The 15,046-nt window shown below is 67.5% G+C and carries 19 protein-coding genes and 1 tRNA gene; 4 read left to right on the plus strand and 16 right to left on the minus strand.

The genetic code is table 11. The features are described 5' to 3' along the window. The first annotated feature begins 191 nt into the window (after positions 1–191). Positions 192–2,015 carry a rhamnogalacturonan lyase gene (locus ACFPZ3_RS42625; protein WP_379520066.1) on the plus strand — a complete coding sequence of 608 codons (1,824 nt, stop codon included), beginning with the start codon at positions 192–194 and terminating at the stop codon, positions 2,013–2,015. On the opposite strand, the gene ACFPZ3_RS42630 is transcribed toward ACFPZ3_RS42625, so the two are convergent. Then, the gene (locus tag ACFPZ3_RS42630) at positions 2,003–2,398 is read right to left on the minus strand and encodes a hypothetical protein (RefSeq protein ID WP_379520067.1); all 396 of its coding nucleotides are present in this window, start codon (positions 2,396–2,398) and stop codon (positions 2,003–2,005) included. The two genes, ACFPZ3_RS42625 and ACFPZ3_RS42630, sit on opposite strands and share 13 nt — an antisense overlap. A gap of 172 nt (positions 2,399–2,570) precedes the next feature. Here ACFPZ3_RS42630 and ACFPZ3_RS42635 point away from each other — a divergent pair, with 172 nt between their 5' ends. Both ACFPZ3_RS42635 and ACFPZ3_RS42640 read left to right on the plus strand, forming a co-directional pair. Beyond that, positions 2,571–3,146, plus strand: a complete 576-nt coding sequence (locus ACFPZ3_RS42635; RefSeq protein ID WP_379520068.1) for a TetR/AcrR family transcriptional regulator — start codon at positions 2,571–2,573, stop codon at positions 3,144–3,146. An 8-nt stretch (positions 3,147–3,154) separates the two neighbouring features. Beyond that, positions 3,155–3,679 (plus strand): histidine phosphatase family protein, encoded by a 525-nt coding sequence (locus ACFPZ3_RS42640; RefSeq protein ID WP_379520069.1) that lies wholly within the window; start codon positions 3,155–3,157, stop codon positions 3,677–3,679. A 146-nt stretch (positions 3,680–3,825) separates the two neighbouring features. On the opposite strand, the gene ACFPZ3_RS42645 is transcribed toward ACFPZ3_RS42640, so the two are convergent. The 4 genes from ACFPZ3_RS42645 to ACFPZ3_RS42660 all read right to left on the minus strand — a co-directional run bounded on the left by ACFPZ3_RS42645 (position 3,826) and on the right by ACFPZ3_RS42660 (position 7,330). Next, on the minus strand, positions 3,826–4,257 hold the full coding sequence (locus tag ACFPZ3_RS42645) for an SRPBCC family protein (protein ID WP_379520070.1): 432 nt from the start codon (positions 4,255–4,257) through the stop codon (positions 3,826–3,828). A 214-nt stretch (positions 4,258–4,471) separates the two neighbouring features. Further along, on the minus strand, positions 4,472–5,203 hold the full coding sequence (locus tag ACFPZ3_RS42650; RefSeq protein ID WP_379520071.1) for a sulfite exporter TauE/SafE family protein: 732 nt from the start codon (positions 5,201–5,203) through the stop codon (positions 4,472–4,474). A gap of 233 nt (positions 5,204–5,436) precedes the next feature. Beyond that, entirely contained in the window at positions 5,437–6,807 is a 1,371-nt protein-coding gene (locus tag ACFPZ3_RS42655) for an FAD-dependent monooxygenase (protein ID WP_379520072.1), read from the minus strand. A gap of 319 nt (positions 6,808–7,126) precedes the next feature. Next, complete coding sequence (locus ACFPZ3_RS42660; RefSeq protein ID WP_379520073.1) at positions 7,127–7,330, minus strand: hypothetical protein; 204 nt, start codon at positions 7,328–7,330, stop codon at positions 7,127–7,129. Between the two features lie 41 nt (positions 7,331–7,371). Here ACFPZ3_RS42660 and ACFPZ3_RS42665 point away from each other — a divergent pair, with 41 nt between their 5' ends. Continuing rightward, the gene (locus tag ACFPZ3_RS42665) at positions 7,372–7,554 is read left to right on the plus strand and encodes a hypothetical protein (protein ID WP_379520074.1); all 183 of its coding nucleotides are present in this window, start codon (positions 7,372–7,374) and stop codon (positions 7,552–7,554) included. A gap of 354 nt (positions 7,555–7,908) precedes the next feature. Here ACFPZ3_RS42665 and ACFPZ3_RS42670 read toward each other — a convergent pair whose 3' ends face one another. The 11 genes from ACFPZ3_RS42670 to galU all read right to left on the minus strand — a co-directional run bounded on the left by ACFPZ3_RS42670 (position 7,909) and on the right by galU (position 15,022). Further along, entirely contained in the window at positions 7,909–8,436 is a 528-nt protein-coding gene (locus ACFPZ3_RS42670) for a hypothetical protein (RefSeq protein WP_379520075.1), read from the minus strand. A gap of 274 nt (positions 8,437–8,710) precedes the next feature. Continuing rightward, entirely contained in the window at positions 8,711–9,238 is a 528-nt protein-coding gene (locus tag ACFPZ3_RS42675; RefSeq protein ID WP_379520076.1) for an NUDIX hydrolase, read from the minus strand. Positions 9,239–9,291: 53 nt separating this feature from the next. Further along, positions 9,292–9,741 (minus strand): FadR/GntR family transcriptional regulator, encoded by a 450-nt coding sequence (locus ACFPZ3_RS42680; RefSeq protein ID WP_379520077.1) that lies wholly within the window; start codon positions 9,739–9,741, stop codon positions 9,292–9,294. A 39-nt stretch (positions 9,742–9,780) separates the two neighbouring features. Next, positions 9,781–10,257, minus strand: a complete 477-nt coding sequence (locus ACFPZ3_RS42685) for a hypothetical protein (protein ID WP_379520078.1) — start codon at positions 10,255–10,257, stop codon at positions 9,781–9,783. A 206-nt stretch (positions 10,258–10,463) separates the two neighbouring features. Continuing rightward, positions 10,464–10,537: transfer RNA gene (locus ACFPZ3_RS42690), tRNA-Ala, on the minus strand. Positions 10,538–10,586: 49 nt separating this feature from the next. After that, complete coding sequence (sepX, locus tag ACFPZ3_RS42695; RefSeq protein WP_379520079.1) at positions 10,587–11,171, minus strand: divisome protein SepX/GlpR; 585 nt, start codon at positions 11,169–11,171, stop codon at positions 10,587–10,589. Positions 11,172–11,295: 124 nt separating this feature from the next. Next, positions 11,296–11,952: a GNAT family N-acetyltransferase gene (locus ACFPZ3_RS42700; protein ID WP_379520130.1), complete on the minus strand. Its 657-nt coding sequence runs from the start codon at positions 11,950–11,952 to the stop codon at positions 11,296–11,298. Positions 11,953–11,996: 44 nt separating this feature from the next. Continuing rightward, the gene (locus tag ACFPZ3_RS42705; RefSeq protein ID WP_379520080.1) at positions 11,997–12,476 is read right to left on the minus strand and encodes a MogA/MoaB family molybdenum cofactor biosynthesis protein; all 480 of its coding nucleotides are present in this window, start codon (positions 12,474–12,476) and stop codon (positions 11,997–11,999) included. Beyond that, on the minus strand, positions 12,473–12,949 hold the full coding sequence (gene moaC / locus ACFPZ3_RS42710) for a cyclic pyranopterin monophosphate synthase MoaC (RefSeq protein ID WP_379520081.1): 477 nt from the start codon (positions 12,947–12,949) through the stop codon (positions 12,473–12,475). The genes ACFPZ3_RS42705 and moaC overlap by 4 nt, the downstream gene beginning before the upstream one ends. Next, positions 12,946–14,133, minus strand: coding sequence for a molybdotransferase-like divisome protein Glp (glp, locus tag ACFPZ3_RS42715; RefSeq protein ID WP_379520082.1), 1,188 nt, complete (start codon positions 14,131–14,133; stop codon positions 12,946–12,948). The genes moaC and glp overlap by 4 nt, the downstream gene beginning before the upstream one ends. Further along, positions 14,120–15,022 (minus strand): UTP--glucose-1-phosphate uridylyltransferase GalU, encoded by a 903-nt coding sequence (gene galU, locus ACFPZ3_RS42720; RefSeq protein WP_379520083.1) that lies wholly within the window; start codon positions 15,020–15,022, stop codon positions 14,120–14,122. Before galU ends, glp begins: the two co-directional genes overlap by 14 nt. Positions 15,023–15,046 lie beyond the last annotated feature (24 nt).

Genomic DNA, 15,046 nt, shown 5'->3' on the forward strand with positions numbered 1-15,046 from the left:
GGCTTTAATACGCCCTGGCGCCGACCCCGTCACCCTTGTCGCCCCGAAGGAGCTCCTGTGACCATCCCCGCAGGTCGGGTAGCACTTTCCAGCGCTGCCGTTCTCCGCGTGGGCCTGTTAGCGCTATCACCGCACCATGAAACTTTCTTTTTGCCCGTTGGGAAAGCGCTTACCAAGCGAAAGGACCCACCATGCGCTTACACCTGGCCGTCGCGGCCGCCGTACTGGCCCTGGCCGCGATCCCCGCAGCCCCCGCCCAGGCGGCGCCACCCACGAAGCAGATGGAGGACCTGGACCGAGGACTGATCAGCGTCCGCTCCGGCTCCGGCAACCTGGTGTCATGGAGGTGGCTCGGCACCGATCCCGACGGCGTCTCCTTCAACCTCTACCGGGGCTCGACCAGGGTCGCCTCGGGGCTCACCACCTCCACCAACTACCTGGACAACGGCGCCGCCGCCGACTCCTCCTACACCGTGCGGGCCGTCGTCGGAGGAACCGAGCAGGCCGCCTCCCCCGGCTCCCTGCGCTTCACCGGCGGCCCATACCTGGACGTGCCCATCCAGCCCCCGTCCGGAGGCACGACCCCTGACGGGGTCAGCTACACCTACAGCGCCAACGACGCCAGCGTGGGCGACATGGACGGCGACGGTCAGTACGAGATCGTCCTGAAATGGGACCCGTCGAACGCCAAGGACAACTCCCAGTCCGGCTACACCGGCAACGTGTTCGTGGACGCGTACCGGCTGGACGGCACCCGGTTGTGGCGCATCGACCTGGGCCGCAACATCCGCGCCGGCGCCCACTACACGCAGTTCCAGGTGTACGACTACGACGGCGACGGCCGGGCCGAGGTCGCCATGAAGACCGCCGACGGCAGCAAGGACGGCCGCGGCACGGTGATCGGCAGTTCCAGCGCCGACTACCGCAACTCCAGCGGGTACGTGCTCAGCGGCCCCGAGTTCCTGACCATGTTCAACGGCCAGACCGGCGCCGCGATGTCCACCGTCAACTACGACCCGCCGCGCGGCACGGTCTCCTCCTGGGGCGACAACTACGGCAACCGCGTCGACCGGTTCCTGGCCGGGACGGCGTACCTGGACGGCGAACGCCCCTCCCTGATCATGGCCCGCGGCTACTACACCCGCAGCGTCATCGCCGCCTGGGACTTCCGCAACGGCACGCTCACCAAGCGGTGGACGTTCGACAGCAACTCGGCCGGCTCGCAGTACGCCGGACAGGGCAGCCACAGCCTGTCCGTCGGCGACGTGGACGCCGACGGCCGCGACGAGATCGTCTACGGCGCCATGGCCGTGAACGACAACGGCACCGGCATGTGGAGCACCCGCACCGGCCACGGCGACGCCCAGCACCTGGGCGACTTCGACCCCGCCAGGGCCGGCCTCGAATTCTTCAAGGTCAGCGAGTCCACCTCCCAGCCCGGCTCGCTCTACATCGACCCGCGCAACGGCTCGATCCTCTGGTCCACCGCCTCGGGCTCCGACAACGGCCGCGGCGTGGCCGGGGACATCTCGACGGTCAGGGCGGCCGGCGAGTTCTGGTCGGCCGCCGACGGCAACCTGCGCAGCGTCACCGGCAACACCGCCGGCCGCAAGCCGTCCTCGATGAACTTCCTTGCCTGGTGGGACGCCGACCCGGTCAGGGAGCTGCTCGACCAGACCAGAATCGACAAGTACGGCACCAGCTCCGACACCCGCCTCCTGACGGCCTCCGGCGTACACTCCAACAACGGCACCAAGGCCACGCCCTCGCTCTCGGCCGACCTGTTCGGCGACTGGCGCGAGGAGGTCGTCTGGCCCACCAGCGACAACCGCGCCCTGCGCGTCTACTCCACCCCCACGCCGACGGACCGCCGCATCTACACCCTGATGCACGACCCGCTCTACCGCGTCTCGGTGGCCTGGCAGAACACCGCCTACAACCAGCCCCCGCACACGAGCTTCTTCATCGGCGACCGCATGACGGCGCCGGCCCGCCCTGACATCTACGTACGCTGACCCTGCGGAACCGCCGGGGCGTCCCCGGCGGTTTCTCTCATGACCAGGGTGGCGCACAACGTACTGATCACCAGAAGCACGGCGACGGCGATGACCACCCGCAGCAGACCGTCGGCGGAGGAGGGCGCCGCGAAGTAGACGCTTCCGAGCCCGGCGACCGCCGCCACCTCCGCCAGCACGGGACCGGTGGCGTTCAGCGCCGAGATCGCCGACGCCAGCCGCGGCTCCACCAGAGACGAGATCCGCGCGATCAGCGGACTGTACCCGGCGGCGTGTCCGGCCCCGGCCAGGAGCAGCAGCGGCACGGACCCGAACGGCCGCCACTCCGCACGGGAGATGAGCACCAGCAGGCTCGCGCCGACCGCGAACACGATCGGACCCACGACCGGCAAGACGCTCTGCAGCCGCCGCGGATAACGGTTCCAGGTCAGGCTGAGCAGTCCGAAGCCGAGAGCGTACGGAACGAAGGCCAGCCCCGCCTGGAGCGGCGAATACCCCAGCGTCCCCTGGAGGTAGGGATAATAACAGACTGAACTGACCGGTTAGAATGGCCACATGTCGCGCACGTCACCCGCTCGCGACCGGCTGCTGAAAGCCGCCCGTGAGCTGTTCTACGCCGACGGCTACGGCGTCTCGATCGACGCCGTCACCGAGCGCGCGAACGTCGCCAAACCGACCGTTTACGCCCACTTCAAGTCCAAGGACGAGCTGATCGGCACCGTGCTCACCTCGGCGTGCGAGGAATGGTTCACCGAACTCGACGCCGAGCTGGAACGACGCGACGGCGACCCCCTGGCACAACTGCTGGCACCGTTCGACCTGCTGGCGGCAAGCCTGCCCGACCCCGCCTACCACGGCTGCATCCTGGTGAACAGCGCCGCGGCCTTCCTGTCGGCCGACCATCCCGCCCACCACGCTCTGGCCACTCATGACCAGCGCATGCTGGCGCTCTTCGAACAGCTGGCCACCAGGGCAGACGCCGCAGAGCCGGCCGCTCTGGCCCGGCAACTCCTGGTGTTGTACGACGGGGTTAAGGCACGCGGCCTGGTCGACAACACCGGCGACGCGGCTCGCGATGCCCGCACGGCGGCGACCGCACTGCTCCATGCACCCTCCCCCCTCGCCCGTTAGGCCCCCAGATGTTGCTCTTGGTCCGCCACGCCATGCCCGCGTACGGTCCGACCGTCCCGGCACACGCATGGACGCTCAGCGCCGAGGGCTGGCAGGCGGCCCGGCGGCTGATCGCCCAGCTGCCACGAGAGGCCCGCCTCGTCTCCAGCGACGAGCCGAAGGCCTGGCAGACCCTGGGCGGCGACGACGCGGTCACGCGCGATCGACGGTTCAACGAGGTCACCCGCGTGGAGCCGTGGGAGGGCGACTACCGCGAGTTGCGGCGCGCGTACGTGGAAGGCGCAGATCACGCGGACTGGGAGCCTCGGGCCGAGGTCGCCGAGCGCTTCGACGCCGGGATCACGGAGCATCTCGCACTCTCCGGCGAGCGCCCGCTCGTGGTGGCGACGCACGGCATGGCGATGACCGTCTGGATGACGGCACGGCTGGACCTGCACGACCCCGGCGACTTCTGGGCGGACCTCCGCTTCCCTGACGCGCATCTCATTGACCTGGACTCGGGCATCGTCGAGCGAGCCGACCTGCTGCCATAGATCACCGGCGAGAACTCGGACAAATACATACAATCTGGACAACGAGGGTAGGTCTCCATAGGGATCGATTTGCCCCGTCCCCGGAACGACGCCCCGGTTGTGGGGACACAGCCGGGGCGTCCTGGCTCGATATCAGGTGATCTTTGTCAGTCGTGGGCATCCTCGGCCAGTGCCTTGCGCAGGTATTCCATGTCGGCGCCAAGGGCGTTCCGGCTCGTCAGCCGCAGCAGCGGAGAGAGCAGCGGGTTGCGTAGATCCAGGTCGATCCGGTGCAGGATTCGGGTCCCGTCCGGCACCCGGTCGAGCCGGAAGCTGAGTTCGGCCCGCCGGAACAGGCGGGACTCCAGCAGCACGAAGGACAATCCTCGCTCAGGGTCGTACTGGGTGACGCGGAACCGCTGACGCTTGCCCGACGGCGCGATGGTCATCGCCTCGTATCCCACACCGACCGGCGCGGTCGAAAGCGGGACCACCTCCGCGATGCTGCGGTCCCAACGAGGCGCGGTCTGCGGATCGCCGAGGAAGCGCCACACCCGCCGGATGTCCTGCGGGACGACGATGGACGAGTTGAGCTGCATCAGATGCCGACCTCTCTCACAGTGCTCGCCTCCGACGCGGGGGAACGTCGGTGCCGTTGCGGCAGCGGAGGATGATGCCGCGCGCCACGCCGAGAAGGATGTCTGCTGTCGTCATGACGCCCAGCTTCACGGCCACCGCTGACATCCACCTGGCAGGACCCTGGCATCTCCGCCGCGCGTGAGTGGGGGCGGAGATGTCAGACGCTCAGCCGGCTCAGTCCCCGGCGAGGAACAGGATCGCCGCGATGAGCAATCCAGCCTCGATGACCAGCGTAAAGACCCGGGCGTTCATCCGCATGACGGTTCTTCTGCCCAGCCAAGCTCCGGCGACTATCGCAGGAGTGAGGACCAGACCGAGCTGGAGCACATGGACAGACAGCAGGCTGCTCGCGCCGTAAGCGGCGACCTTGGTCAGATGAATGATCAAGGAGGCGGCGGCTTCAGTGCCGATGTACGCGCCACCGGCCAAGCCCTTGGCGAGGAAGAACGGGGCCGCAAGCGGTCCCGCGGCGCCGAGCAAGGAGGAGCCGAGTCCCGCGCCGGCCCCGATGACGGCGAACGTTCCGTCAGCCGGCGCGCGCGGCACCCGCCGAAATCGCCGCCAGATGACGACGGCGATGAGAAACGCGCCGAGAACACGCTTGAGCGGTTCGACCGGCACGTAAGGCAGGAGAAGTCCCCCTGTCAGGGCGAAGGGGACGGCGCCGACGGCGTACCAGCTGATGACCCGCCACTGAACATCGCGCCGATTGAACCAGGCGCGGCCCCCGTTACTGGCCAATTGCGTCAGCGTGAGGGTGGGCACAGCCACCTGAAGACCGAACAGGGCTGTGAAGACGAGCAGCATCAGCACACCGCCACCCACCCCGCCCACGGACGACAGCCAGGCAAGAGCGAATGCCAGAATTGAGGCGACCAGCAACGTCGCGATGAGGTCAGCGGACATCGGGAGAGCCGATGCGCTCTGTGGCGAGATTCCACCCGGTCTGTGCTGGATCAACGGTTGGGCACACGAGAGGCCTCTCCGGCTCCCACGCTCGCGGGAACCGCGACCTCCAGGCTTTTGTCCCTTCAGTTGACCCGCAGCCGTCGGAAGCCGCCGGTGGTGTCGCTCGGACCAGCCCGCCGGACCACAGGAACCCGGGCCAGGCAGCGGAACCCTAGACACTCGCAAAGACCTTACAACCCATCCCTCTCTTGATGGGTGGCCGACCAGGGCCGGTCGATGTAGTCCTGCACCGGCTTCACGTCGGCAGGCCCTGCGACCATTGCGATGTATCCGTCGGGCCGTACGAGGACCAGCACGTCCTGCTCGCCTGGCATCGGCCGGGTCGTCACATCGCGGACGCCGCTCAGCGAGTCCGCGGCCGTGCCGAATCCCAGCAACGTGAACCCGCCCCCGCCGATCTCCTGAAGCCATGGTGCTCGGTCGCCCGCCTCCGGCCCGTCCCATGTTGTGAGGTTCTTCGACAGCGGCCCGTCGCGGTAGCCGAGCCCGAGTTGGCGGTGTTCGGGCTTGTTGACGGTCTCGATCGCGCCGGTGCCGCTCGTGACGGCCGTCCACAGCTGCTCAAGGCCGGTGCTGCTGGTGTTGAGAGTCCACTCGGCGATCGGCACTCGCTCCTGCCGGTAGGTGTCGAGCAGTTCGGGCGACGCCGTACCGGCCAGCGTGCGGGCGAGTTTCCAGCCGAGGTTGTAGGCGTCCTGGATGCCGGTGTTCATGCCCAGACCGCCCGCCGGCGGGTGCACGTGTGCGGCATCGCCGGCGAGGAACACCCGGCCGACCCGGTACTCCTGCGTCATCCGCGCGCTCACGCGATAGGTCGAGAGCCACGTGGGCTTGCTGATCGTGACGTCGCGCAATCCGGTGAACAGGTCGAACTGGCGCCGGAACTCGGCCAGCGACGGCTCGCCCGCGTCGGGGGTGGCGGCCTGGAACTGCCACTGCGGCACCGTACGGAACGGGGTGAGGGCGAGCATCCCACGCTGGGGGTCGATCCAGATGTGACCGTACTCGCGGGAGAGCCCTGTGACCTCGACGTCGCCCAGCACCATGGACTTGCCGGCGCTGCTTTCGCCGGTGAAGGCCACGCCAAGCGTCTTGCGTACGGTGCTGCGGCCGCCGTCGCAGCCCACGAGGTACCGGGCGGCGATGCTGCCGCGCGAGGTGGTGGCCACGACACGGTCGGCGGATTGCTCGAAGCCGGTCAGGGTGGTGTCGAGCTCCACGGTCACGCCGAGCTCGGCCAGCCGGGCGCGCAGGGTCTCCTCGACGATCGATTGCGGCAGGATCAGCGTCGCCGCCGGCGGCAGCTCCCGCACAGGGCGGCCGCGGGTGGACACCCGCGTCGGCAAGGCCCAGCCGGCCGCTCTCAGCTGGTCGGCGACGCCGAGGTCGGCCAGCACTTCGAGGCTGCGCTCCTGGAGCCCCTTACCGCGGGACCCGACGAAGTGCGAGGCGGCCCTGTCGATGATCCGTACGCGGGCACCACGGCGAGCGAGGTCGACCGCCAGCGTCAGTCCGGTGGGTCCGGCGCCGGCGATGAGCACGTCCGTGATCGTTGGGTCGTTGATGATCGCGCCCCTTTCATGATCGTTTCACTGTCACCACGCCGAGTATCAATCATGCACTAGTGACATGTCAATATTTACACGTCTATGTAGGACTGTGCCCCCATAGGCCGACCGGACCCCTTCGCCCGGGCGACCGAATGGACCGGCGGGGCCCGCGCACCCGTCATCAACGCTCTCTGAGCTGGCGCAATGGACGGCCGGTGACCGTGTTGCACTGACGACGGCGGCGGGATGCTCGCCGTCCCCCTGACATTCCTGGAGCGATGATCGCTATCTGATCGGCGCCTCGATGCACTCATCGTGGCGGGGGCGTCCATGATCCGTCGCTCGCGATACCGGCTGTCGCGGCGATCCGATCGCGGGACTCCAGCAGCCGTGCCCGCAACGCCGCCAGGTCCACGCCGAGCAGCCGGCCGTCCCGCTTGACCGCTCCAGCTTCGGCCCCGCGCTCTTGGAAGGCGCTGAGGCAATGGACCGGATCTTTCCCGATGCCTGACACGTACGCCATCATGGGGTTCCACCCGCCACGAAGGACGGTCCTTGAAGCGCAGCAACAGAGCCTTCGGCTTGTTGGCCCTCGGTTGGGTCATCCTCATCTTGGTGGCTTGGACGGCCTACTTCACGAATGCCCTGGCCAACGCTGTCCCGTCCGTGATTGCGATCGTGGGCATAGGGCTGGGATGCCTTCTGACCGCAGTCGTCGTAGCCATCAACGACCGCTGACCACCCTGACCAGACACGCACGCGAAAGGGCGCTTCCTCGCCCTGGAGACGGGCTGTGAGCTGGGGACTCGTCACTGCCAAAGCCGCACCCACGGGACGTGAGGGCTTCCATCGAGCCGCGGCAAAGCCGCCGGGGCGACGGCCTTTGCCGCACAATCTCGGAAGGCGAAACCGCCGCAATCATCGTCGCGCCGTCGGAAGGCGAAACCGCGCAATCATCGTCGCGCCGACCGCCTAACGTGCTGCCTCACCTGGTGATCCCCATCGACGGCAGCGGGACCGCGCTCGCCGGTCCGATTGCTCGCAACCTTGATAGGCGGTCGCCGAGAGGCCCTGCCGGCTATGTGCGAATCATCAGGACCGCGTGCCCAGCCTGGCCAACGCCGCTCCACGAACCCGAACTCCGCCGATCAACAACACGACCGCGCTGCCAAAACCGGCCATCGGGAGTAGACGCCACACCATCCACGGGAGCCTTCCCTCCCACCCCCCACAGCTGAGCAACAGGAAATACGAGAACGCCATGAACGCCCAGTGAAGCGCAACCACCGCCACGACCAGGGCTGCCAGCACCCCCACCACTGTCCCGAGCCACCGCTTCGACCAGGCGGCGACCACACCAGACAGCAAAACGCTCACCATAGGCAGACCGTTCAGGGCCAGATACCGTCCGTACGTGGACTCCACCTGCTGCCGGAGATCGAGCCACATCTCTTCCAGGTCGGACCACAACTCCGCCAGTCCCGATGGAAGAGGGCCATAGCTCGCACAACCCACCGCTCCGTCGCCCTCGAAGAGCGCCGGCAGCCATAAAGACAGAAAGCTCAGCAGACTGACCACGAACGCGGCCAGCCACCATCGAAGATGGCGCCACCGGGACATGACCTGCCTTCCTCAGAAAGATGATCAGAAGCAGCCATTGTTCCAGCAGACTCAATGACGCGACGAAATCTGCGCGATCGACGGCTGAACGAGCAGGCATACCCATCGAGGCCACCTCACGCCTGGTCGGCCACCGCAATACCACCGTCACCGAGACCGTCTACCGCAAGCAACTCCGCCCCGTCATCCTCGACGGCGCAGACGCTTCCCGAGGCGACGAAGATCGCTTCCCGCGGCATATCCAGCGAGGGCCCCGGGCAGGCGGGTATGGCGCTCACGGGGGCCAGGGGCCGTCACCTGCCACTGCCTCTTCCAGAGCACGGAAGGAAACCCGGGTCGCAGCCAGGTCGGGATCGCGGACGTACTTCTTCGCCTCGGACTCCGGAACCAGCCGCCGGTGCTGTATCTCGAATTCCGGCTCCCATTCCTGAAGCCGGACCTCCGCGCGCCAGTAAGAGCGAATGAGGACCAGACCAAGCTCGTGCCCGCGCACGCATTCGCTGCGGGAGTATCCAAGCAGGCGGCTACCGATGACGGTGACACACGCTTCTTCGAGCATTTCCCGGCGAAGGGTCTCCTCGATAGTCTCTGTTCCTTCAGGACGTCCGGCTGGGAAACCCCAGTGCTCGCCGTCATGGCTGATCAGGACCATCTCCTTGGCAGCCGTCACGCAGATGCCGGCGGCTCCATGGGGCTTGCCTTCCTGTGGGTCGTCGACAGGGTGCCAGGACACAAGCCAATCCTGGCCGTTCGAATGCGTCAGCATCCGCTCCCCATCATGGGCAGGGACGATTGATGTCATGTGGCTCTCACGTTGAGGTTTGTGGAGAGAAAGACCATGTTCATTCCGATTATTCACATAGCATGCCTGACCGGTTGACCGGAGAGTTCGTGGCCTTCGGTTCTAAATCCCTGCCGCGGGCGATGTCGGCCGGGAGGTAGCTCGCCCCATCTCCTCAGGGGTATCGGTGTTCTTGTCGTACAGCACGCGACGGCGCGTGATGACCTCAGTGCCTTCCGAGACTCCCATGGCCTCGGCGATGGTGGCCGGCACTTGCTCCGGCCCCGCAACCACGATGTCGTGCCGCAGGTGAGAAGCTTGCCGTCGCTACGGGCCCGGCTGTAGCGGCAGCGGGACCGGCGTTCGAGCCGGTGGTCTTGCCGTACGAAGGTGCCGATGCCGTGCTTGGATTCCACGACGCCTTGTGCTCGTAGGACCCCTACGGCTTGGCGGATGGTCGGCAGGCTGACCTTGAAGCGCTCTGCCAGAGCCGTTTCCGCAGGGAGTCGTTCGCCGCTAGACACGCAGCAACCAGGCCGTTTCCCCGAAACCGGAAGCGGCCTTCACCTGTAATCAGTGGCCGCCGAGCGGAGGGACGCGAGCACCTGGGCACCCGGGTAGGGGCTGAAGTCCGGAAACCTCCAGCGGTAGTAGCAATTCCAGTAGCTGACGGCACGCTGCCGCATCAACGTCATGAAGTTCGGGTTCTCGGCCGCAAAGCGCCCGTACCGCTGTTGTTGCCAGGTGCCGGAAGTATCCAACTCGGCAAGACCCGCCCAGACCACGTCAACGATCTCGATGACATACTCACCGACCAAGGTGACGATGAACGGCACGACCCAGTCGACATCTATGGAGATCACTCTCTCCGCGTGCTGCTGTCGCACGTAACCGCTGTGATGGCGGGTAAGCAGGCAGTCCAGGACCACCCGGGCCACCTCGCCGAAATCGTCCAGCATCTCGGGTGGTGGCGGCTCCTCGTAGATCCGGTACGGGATCCGCAAGCGCTGTCCCCGCACGGCCACGTCGAAGCCGCCCATTGACGCAGAGCGGGAGGGCACCAACAATCGCACGGCCTGCTCGACCTCAGGACCCAGCTCCGAGGGAAACGCCTACGCCGCGACATCCTGTTACCGTGCTGCCGCTGCCTTGTTCACCCCGCCCCCATCGCTGGTCCCGCCTGGCATAGTCACTCAGCAATGCAAAAGGCCGCCTCTGATCACTCAGAAACGGCCTTTGACCTGGGTGGAGATGAGGGGATTCGAACCCCTGACCCCTTCGATGCGAACGAAGTGCGCTACCGGACTGCGCTACATCCCCAAGGACTCGACCAGATTAGCAAACTTCAGAGGGTCCTCGCGCCACCGTTTCAGTCACCCACTGCCCGCCTGGGCGGTTCGGCGTACTGATCGAAGAGGACGTCCGCCTGCATCGCCGCGAGATCGATGACCTCGGCCTCCGCCTCCGCCTCGACCCGCCGCTGCTCACGCTGCCTCCGCAGGCGCTCAGCGCGCGCCTGGCGGGCGCGCTGGCGGCGTTCGCTGTCCACCTGTACGGCGATGCGGAGAAACGCCATGTACGCGAGCGTGACGACCACGGAAGGCGCCACGCCCCACCACGGGATCAGCTTGACCGCGGCCGTCACCACGGAGGCGATGACGAGCAGGGCGGTGAAGAACAGCAGGCGGCGCCGGCGGGCGACGATGATGGCGCGGCGCCGGAACCGGAACTGGCGTACGTCGACCTTCTCGATCTCGGCGACCGGCGTCCCATCGTCCTCGTCGGGGTCGGCGGGAGCCAAGTTGTCGAGATCGGGCAGTTGGTGCTCGCCGGTGTAATACTCTTCGAGCTCTGCCAGTTCGGCGAGGTTGCTCTTGTCCCTGCGCAACCACATCGGGATCAGGACACAAAGCCACATCACGACGATGGCCAGATAGAGGAGGACGCTGCTCACGGCCACCTCCGGGCAGCACGAAGACGCGGGTGTGCTCGTCGCGCCTTCAAAGTGCTCACGTCACGCACCGTAAGACCGCGTGTCACTGATTGACGAGCATTCGGTGCGGTGTGTCGCGAGATCGTCAAACCTCTTCGACGGAAGGCCCCCCGTGAGAGGCTGATTCGCGCGCGCGACGCCACTGCACGAGCAGCCCGCCGGGAACGTCCTCCACGGTCAGCGCGTAACAGATGTGGTCGCGCCAAGCTCCGTCGATGTGGAGTTGGCGACGCCGAATGCCTTCTTCCCTGAATCCCAGCTTCTCAACCACTCTACGGCTGGCTTGGTTCTCGGGGCGGATGTTCGCTTCCAGCCGATGCAATCCCGTGGTGAAAAAGCAATGGTCAACGGCCATGGCGAGGGCGGTCGGGGTGATGCCCTTGCCAGCCACCGCCCCGTCGATCCAGTAGCCGACCTGGGCAGAACGGGCAGATCCCCACACGATGGCGCCCACGGTCAACTGCCCCGCGAAACGACCGTCGTACGTCATCACCCACGGCAGCGCCAGTCCCTGCCTGGCCTCGCGCCGCAGGGTGCCGACCATGGAGAGGTAGGGTCCGAGCCCCGTCCTGAACAGCGGCGTCTCGGGATTGCTCGGCTCCCAGGGGCGCAGCCAGTTGGCGTTTCGCAGCCGAGTCTCGCGCCACACGCGCACGTCGCTCAGCCGCAGCGGACGCAGGCCTACGGGGCCTTCGTTCAGGGTCGCCGGCCAGCCACGAAGTCGATCCACATTTCTTATCATCCCCCTATCGGGCACGATGTCGCCACGGATCAACGATTCGCCTTTCAGCGTGGGTGATCGCCGCCTCGGATCTGATCGACCGCGTGACGCAGAATCGGAGCGAGTACGGCGACGCCATCCCGTACGCCACCGGACGATCCGGGCAAATTCACGATCAAGGTGTCACCCGCCTGCCCGGCCAGACCCCGGGACAGTACAGAGGTAGGCACCTTGTCCCGATTCGCCAGCCGGATGGCCTCCGCGATGCCGGGGATCTCCCGCGAGATCACCCGGGAGGTCATCTCCGGCGTCAGATCCATCGGGGTCAGCCCGGTGCCCCCGGTGGTCACGATGACCTCGAAGCCACCCGCCACTCCCTCACGGAGCGCCTGCTCGACCGCCTCACCGTCGGGCACCACGACGGGGCCCTCGACCTCGCACCCGGCCTCCCGCCGCAACAGGTCGGCCAGCAACGGCCCGGATTTATCCTCATAAATCCCGGCCGAAGCCCGGTTCGACACCGTGATCACCAGCGCGCGCGTCATGCCTGCTCCCGGGTCCACCGGCCGGTCTTGCCGCCCAGCTTCTCCTCCACGCGCACATCGGTGATCACCGCGCCCGGGTCCACGGCCTTGACCATGTCGATCAGCGCCAGGGCCGCCACCGAGACCGCCGTCAGGGCCTCCATCTCCACTCCGGTACGGTCGGCCGTCTTCACCCGGCACGTGATCGCCACGCCCCAGTCCTCGACGTCGAGCGTGACCTTCACGCCGTGCAACGCGATCGGATGGCAGAGCGGAATCAGGTCGGGCGTACGTTTCGCCCCCATGATCCCGGCGATCCGCGCCACCCCCAGCGCGTCGCCCTTGGGCACCTCGCCCGAGCGCAGCAGCGCCACCACCTCGGCCGACAGCAGCACCCGCCCGGTCGCCGTGGCCGTACGGGCCGAGACGTCCTTGGCGGACACGTCGACCATGCGCGCGGCCCCGGTCTCGTCGATATGGGTCAGTTCGCTCACAGTCGCACCACCTCCACCATCGATCCGGCGTCCACCTCGGTCACGTCCTCCGGCACCACGATCAGCGCGTTGGCCGAGGCCAGGGCGGCGAGCTGGTGAGAGCCCTGCCCGTGCACCGGCGACACGGCGCCGTCCGCGGCCAGCACGCCACGCAGGTAGGACCGCCGCCCGAACGGCGACCGCAGCGGCCCGGTGACCCGCGCGGTGACCGTCTCCGGCATGCCGCCGGGCAGCCCGCGCATCTTGTCGAGCGCGGGGCGTACGAACAGCATGAACGACACGAAAGACGAGACCGGATTGCCGGGAAGCGCGAAGATCGGCACCTGGTCCTCCCCCAGCACGCCGAACCCCTGCGGCATCCCCGGCTGCATCGCGACCTTCTCGAACCGGACCGTGCCCAGCGGCGACAGAGCCTCCTTGACCGGCTCGTACGCCCCCATCGACACCCCGCCGCTGGTGATGACCGCATCGGCCCGCACCAGATGGGTGTCCAGCCGATCGAGCAGGACGGCCGGATCGTCCCCTACCGAACCGGCGCGGAACCCCTCGGCCCCCGCCTCGCGCACGGCCGCCGTCAGGGTGTAGCTGTTGGACTCCCAGATCTGCCCGGGCGCCAGCGTCCCGCCCGGCTCGACCAGCTCGGCGCCGGTCGAGATGACCACGACCCGGGGCCGCGGCCGCGCCCAGACGCGCCGCCGTCCCACCCCGGCGATGATCCCGAGCTGCGCGGGACCGATCACGGTGCCCGCCTTGAGCACGATCTCGCCGGCCTGCACGTCCTCCCCGGCCCGCCGGATCGCGTTGCCGGCCTCGGCGCGGCGGTCGATCTGTACGGTGACCGTCCCCCCGTCCGTCCACTCCACCGGCACCACGGCGTCGGCCCCGGCCGGCAGGAGAGCGCCGGTCATGATGCGGATGGCGTGCCCAGGCCCCACGGCCCGCAGCTCCACCGACCCGGCCGCCACGTCGTCGATCACCGGCAACCTGACCGGAACCTCCGACAAGTCCTCGGCCCGCACCGCGTACCCGTCCATGGCCGAGTTGTCGAACGGCGGCAGCGGCACCGGTGACGACACGTCCTCGGCCAGCGTCGCGCCCAGAGCCTGCTCCAGCTCCAGTTCGAGCGGGGCCAGCGGACGTACGGTGGCGAGGATCTCAGCCAGATGCGCGTCAACTGATTTCATCAAGGAACTCCCGCAGCCACGGTACGAACTCCGGCGCCAGATCTTCCCGATCCGCCGCGAATTTCACCACAGTCCGCAAATAGTCCAACTTGTCACCCGTGTCATACCGTCGCCCCCTGAACAGCACACCATGCACCGGACCGCCGTCCTCCGAGTCGCGCGCGGCGAGCGTCCGCAGCGCGTCGGTGAGCTGGATCTCGCCGCCCCGCCCCGGAGGGGTGTTCTCCAGCACCTCGAACACCATCGGATCGATCACATAACGCCCGATGATCGCCCAGTTGGACGGCGCCTCGTCGGCCGGCGGCTTCTCGACGAGGTCGGTCACGCGCACGACGTCCTCCTCGGAGGTCGGCTCGATGGTCGCCACGCCGTACAGCGACACCTGCTCCTTCGGCACCTCCATCAGCGCGATCACGCTCCCCCCGAACGTGGCGCGCACCTCGATCATGCGCCGCAGCAGATGGTCGCGGTGGTCGATCAGGTCGTCGCCGAGCAGACAGGCGAAGGGATGATCGCCGACGTGCTGCTTGGCGCAGAGCACCGCGTGGCCGAGCCCCTTAGGCTCGCCCTGACGTACGTAGTGCAGGGTCGCCAGCGAGGCGGGCTCGCGGACCTGCGACAACCGCTGCTCGTCGCCCTTGGCCTCAAGGGCCTCCTCCAGCTCGAATGCCCGGTCAAAATGGTCCTCGATCGACCGTTTGTTCTTGCCGGTGACCATGAGGACGTCGAGGAGCCCAGCGGAGGCCGCCTCCTCGACGACATACTGGATCGCGGGCTTGTCGACGATGGGCAACATCTCTTTCGGTGTCGCCTTGGTCGCCGGAAGGAACCGGGTGCCCAGACCCGCGGCGGGCACGACGGCTTTCGTCACAGGGTCGAAGTCAGCCATGAGTAGACCCTAGTGGAGGGACCT

This window comes from Nonomuraea insulae (genome assembly GCF_042656245.1).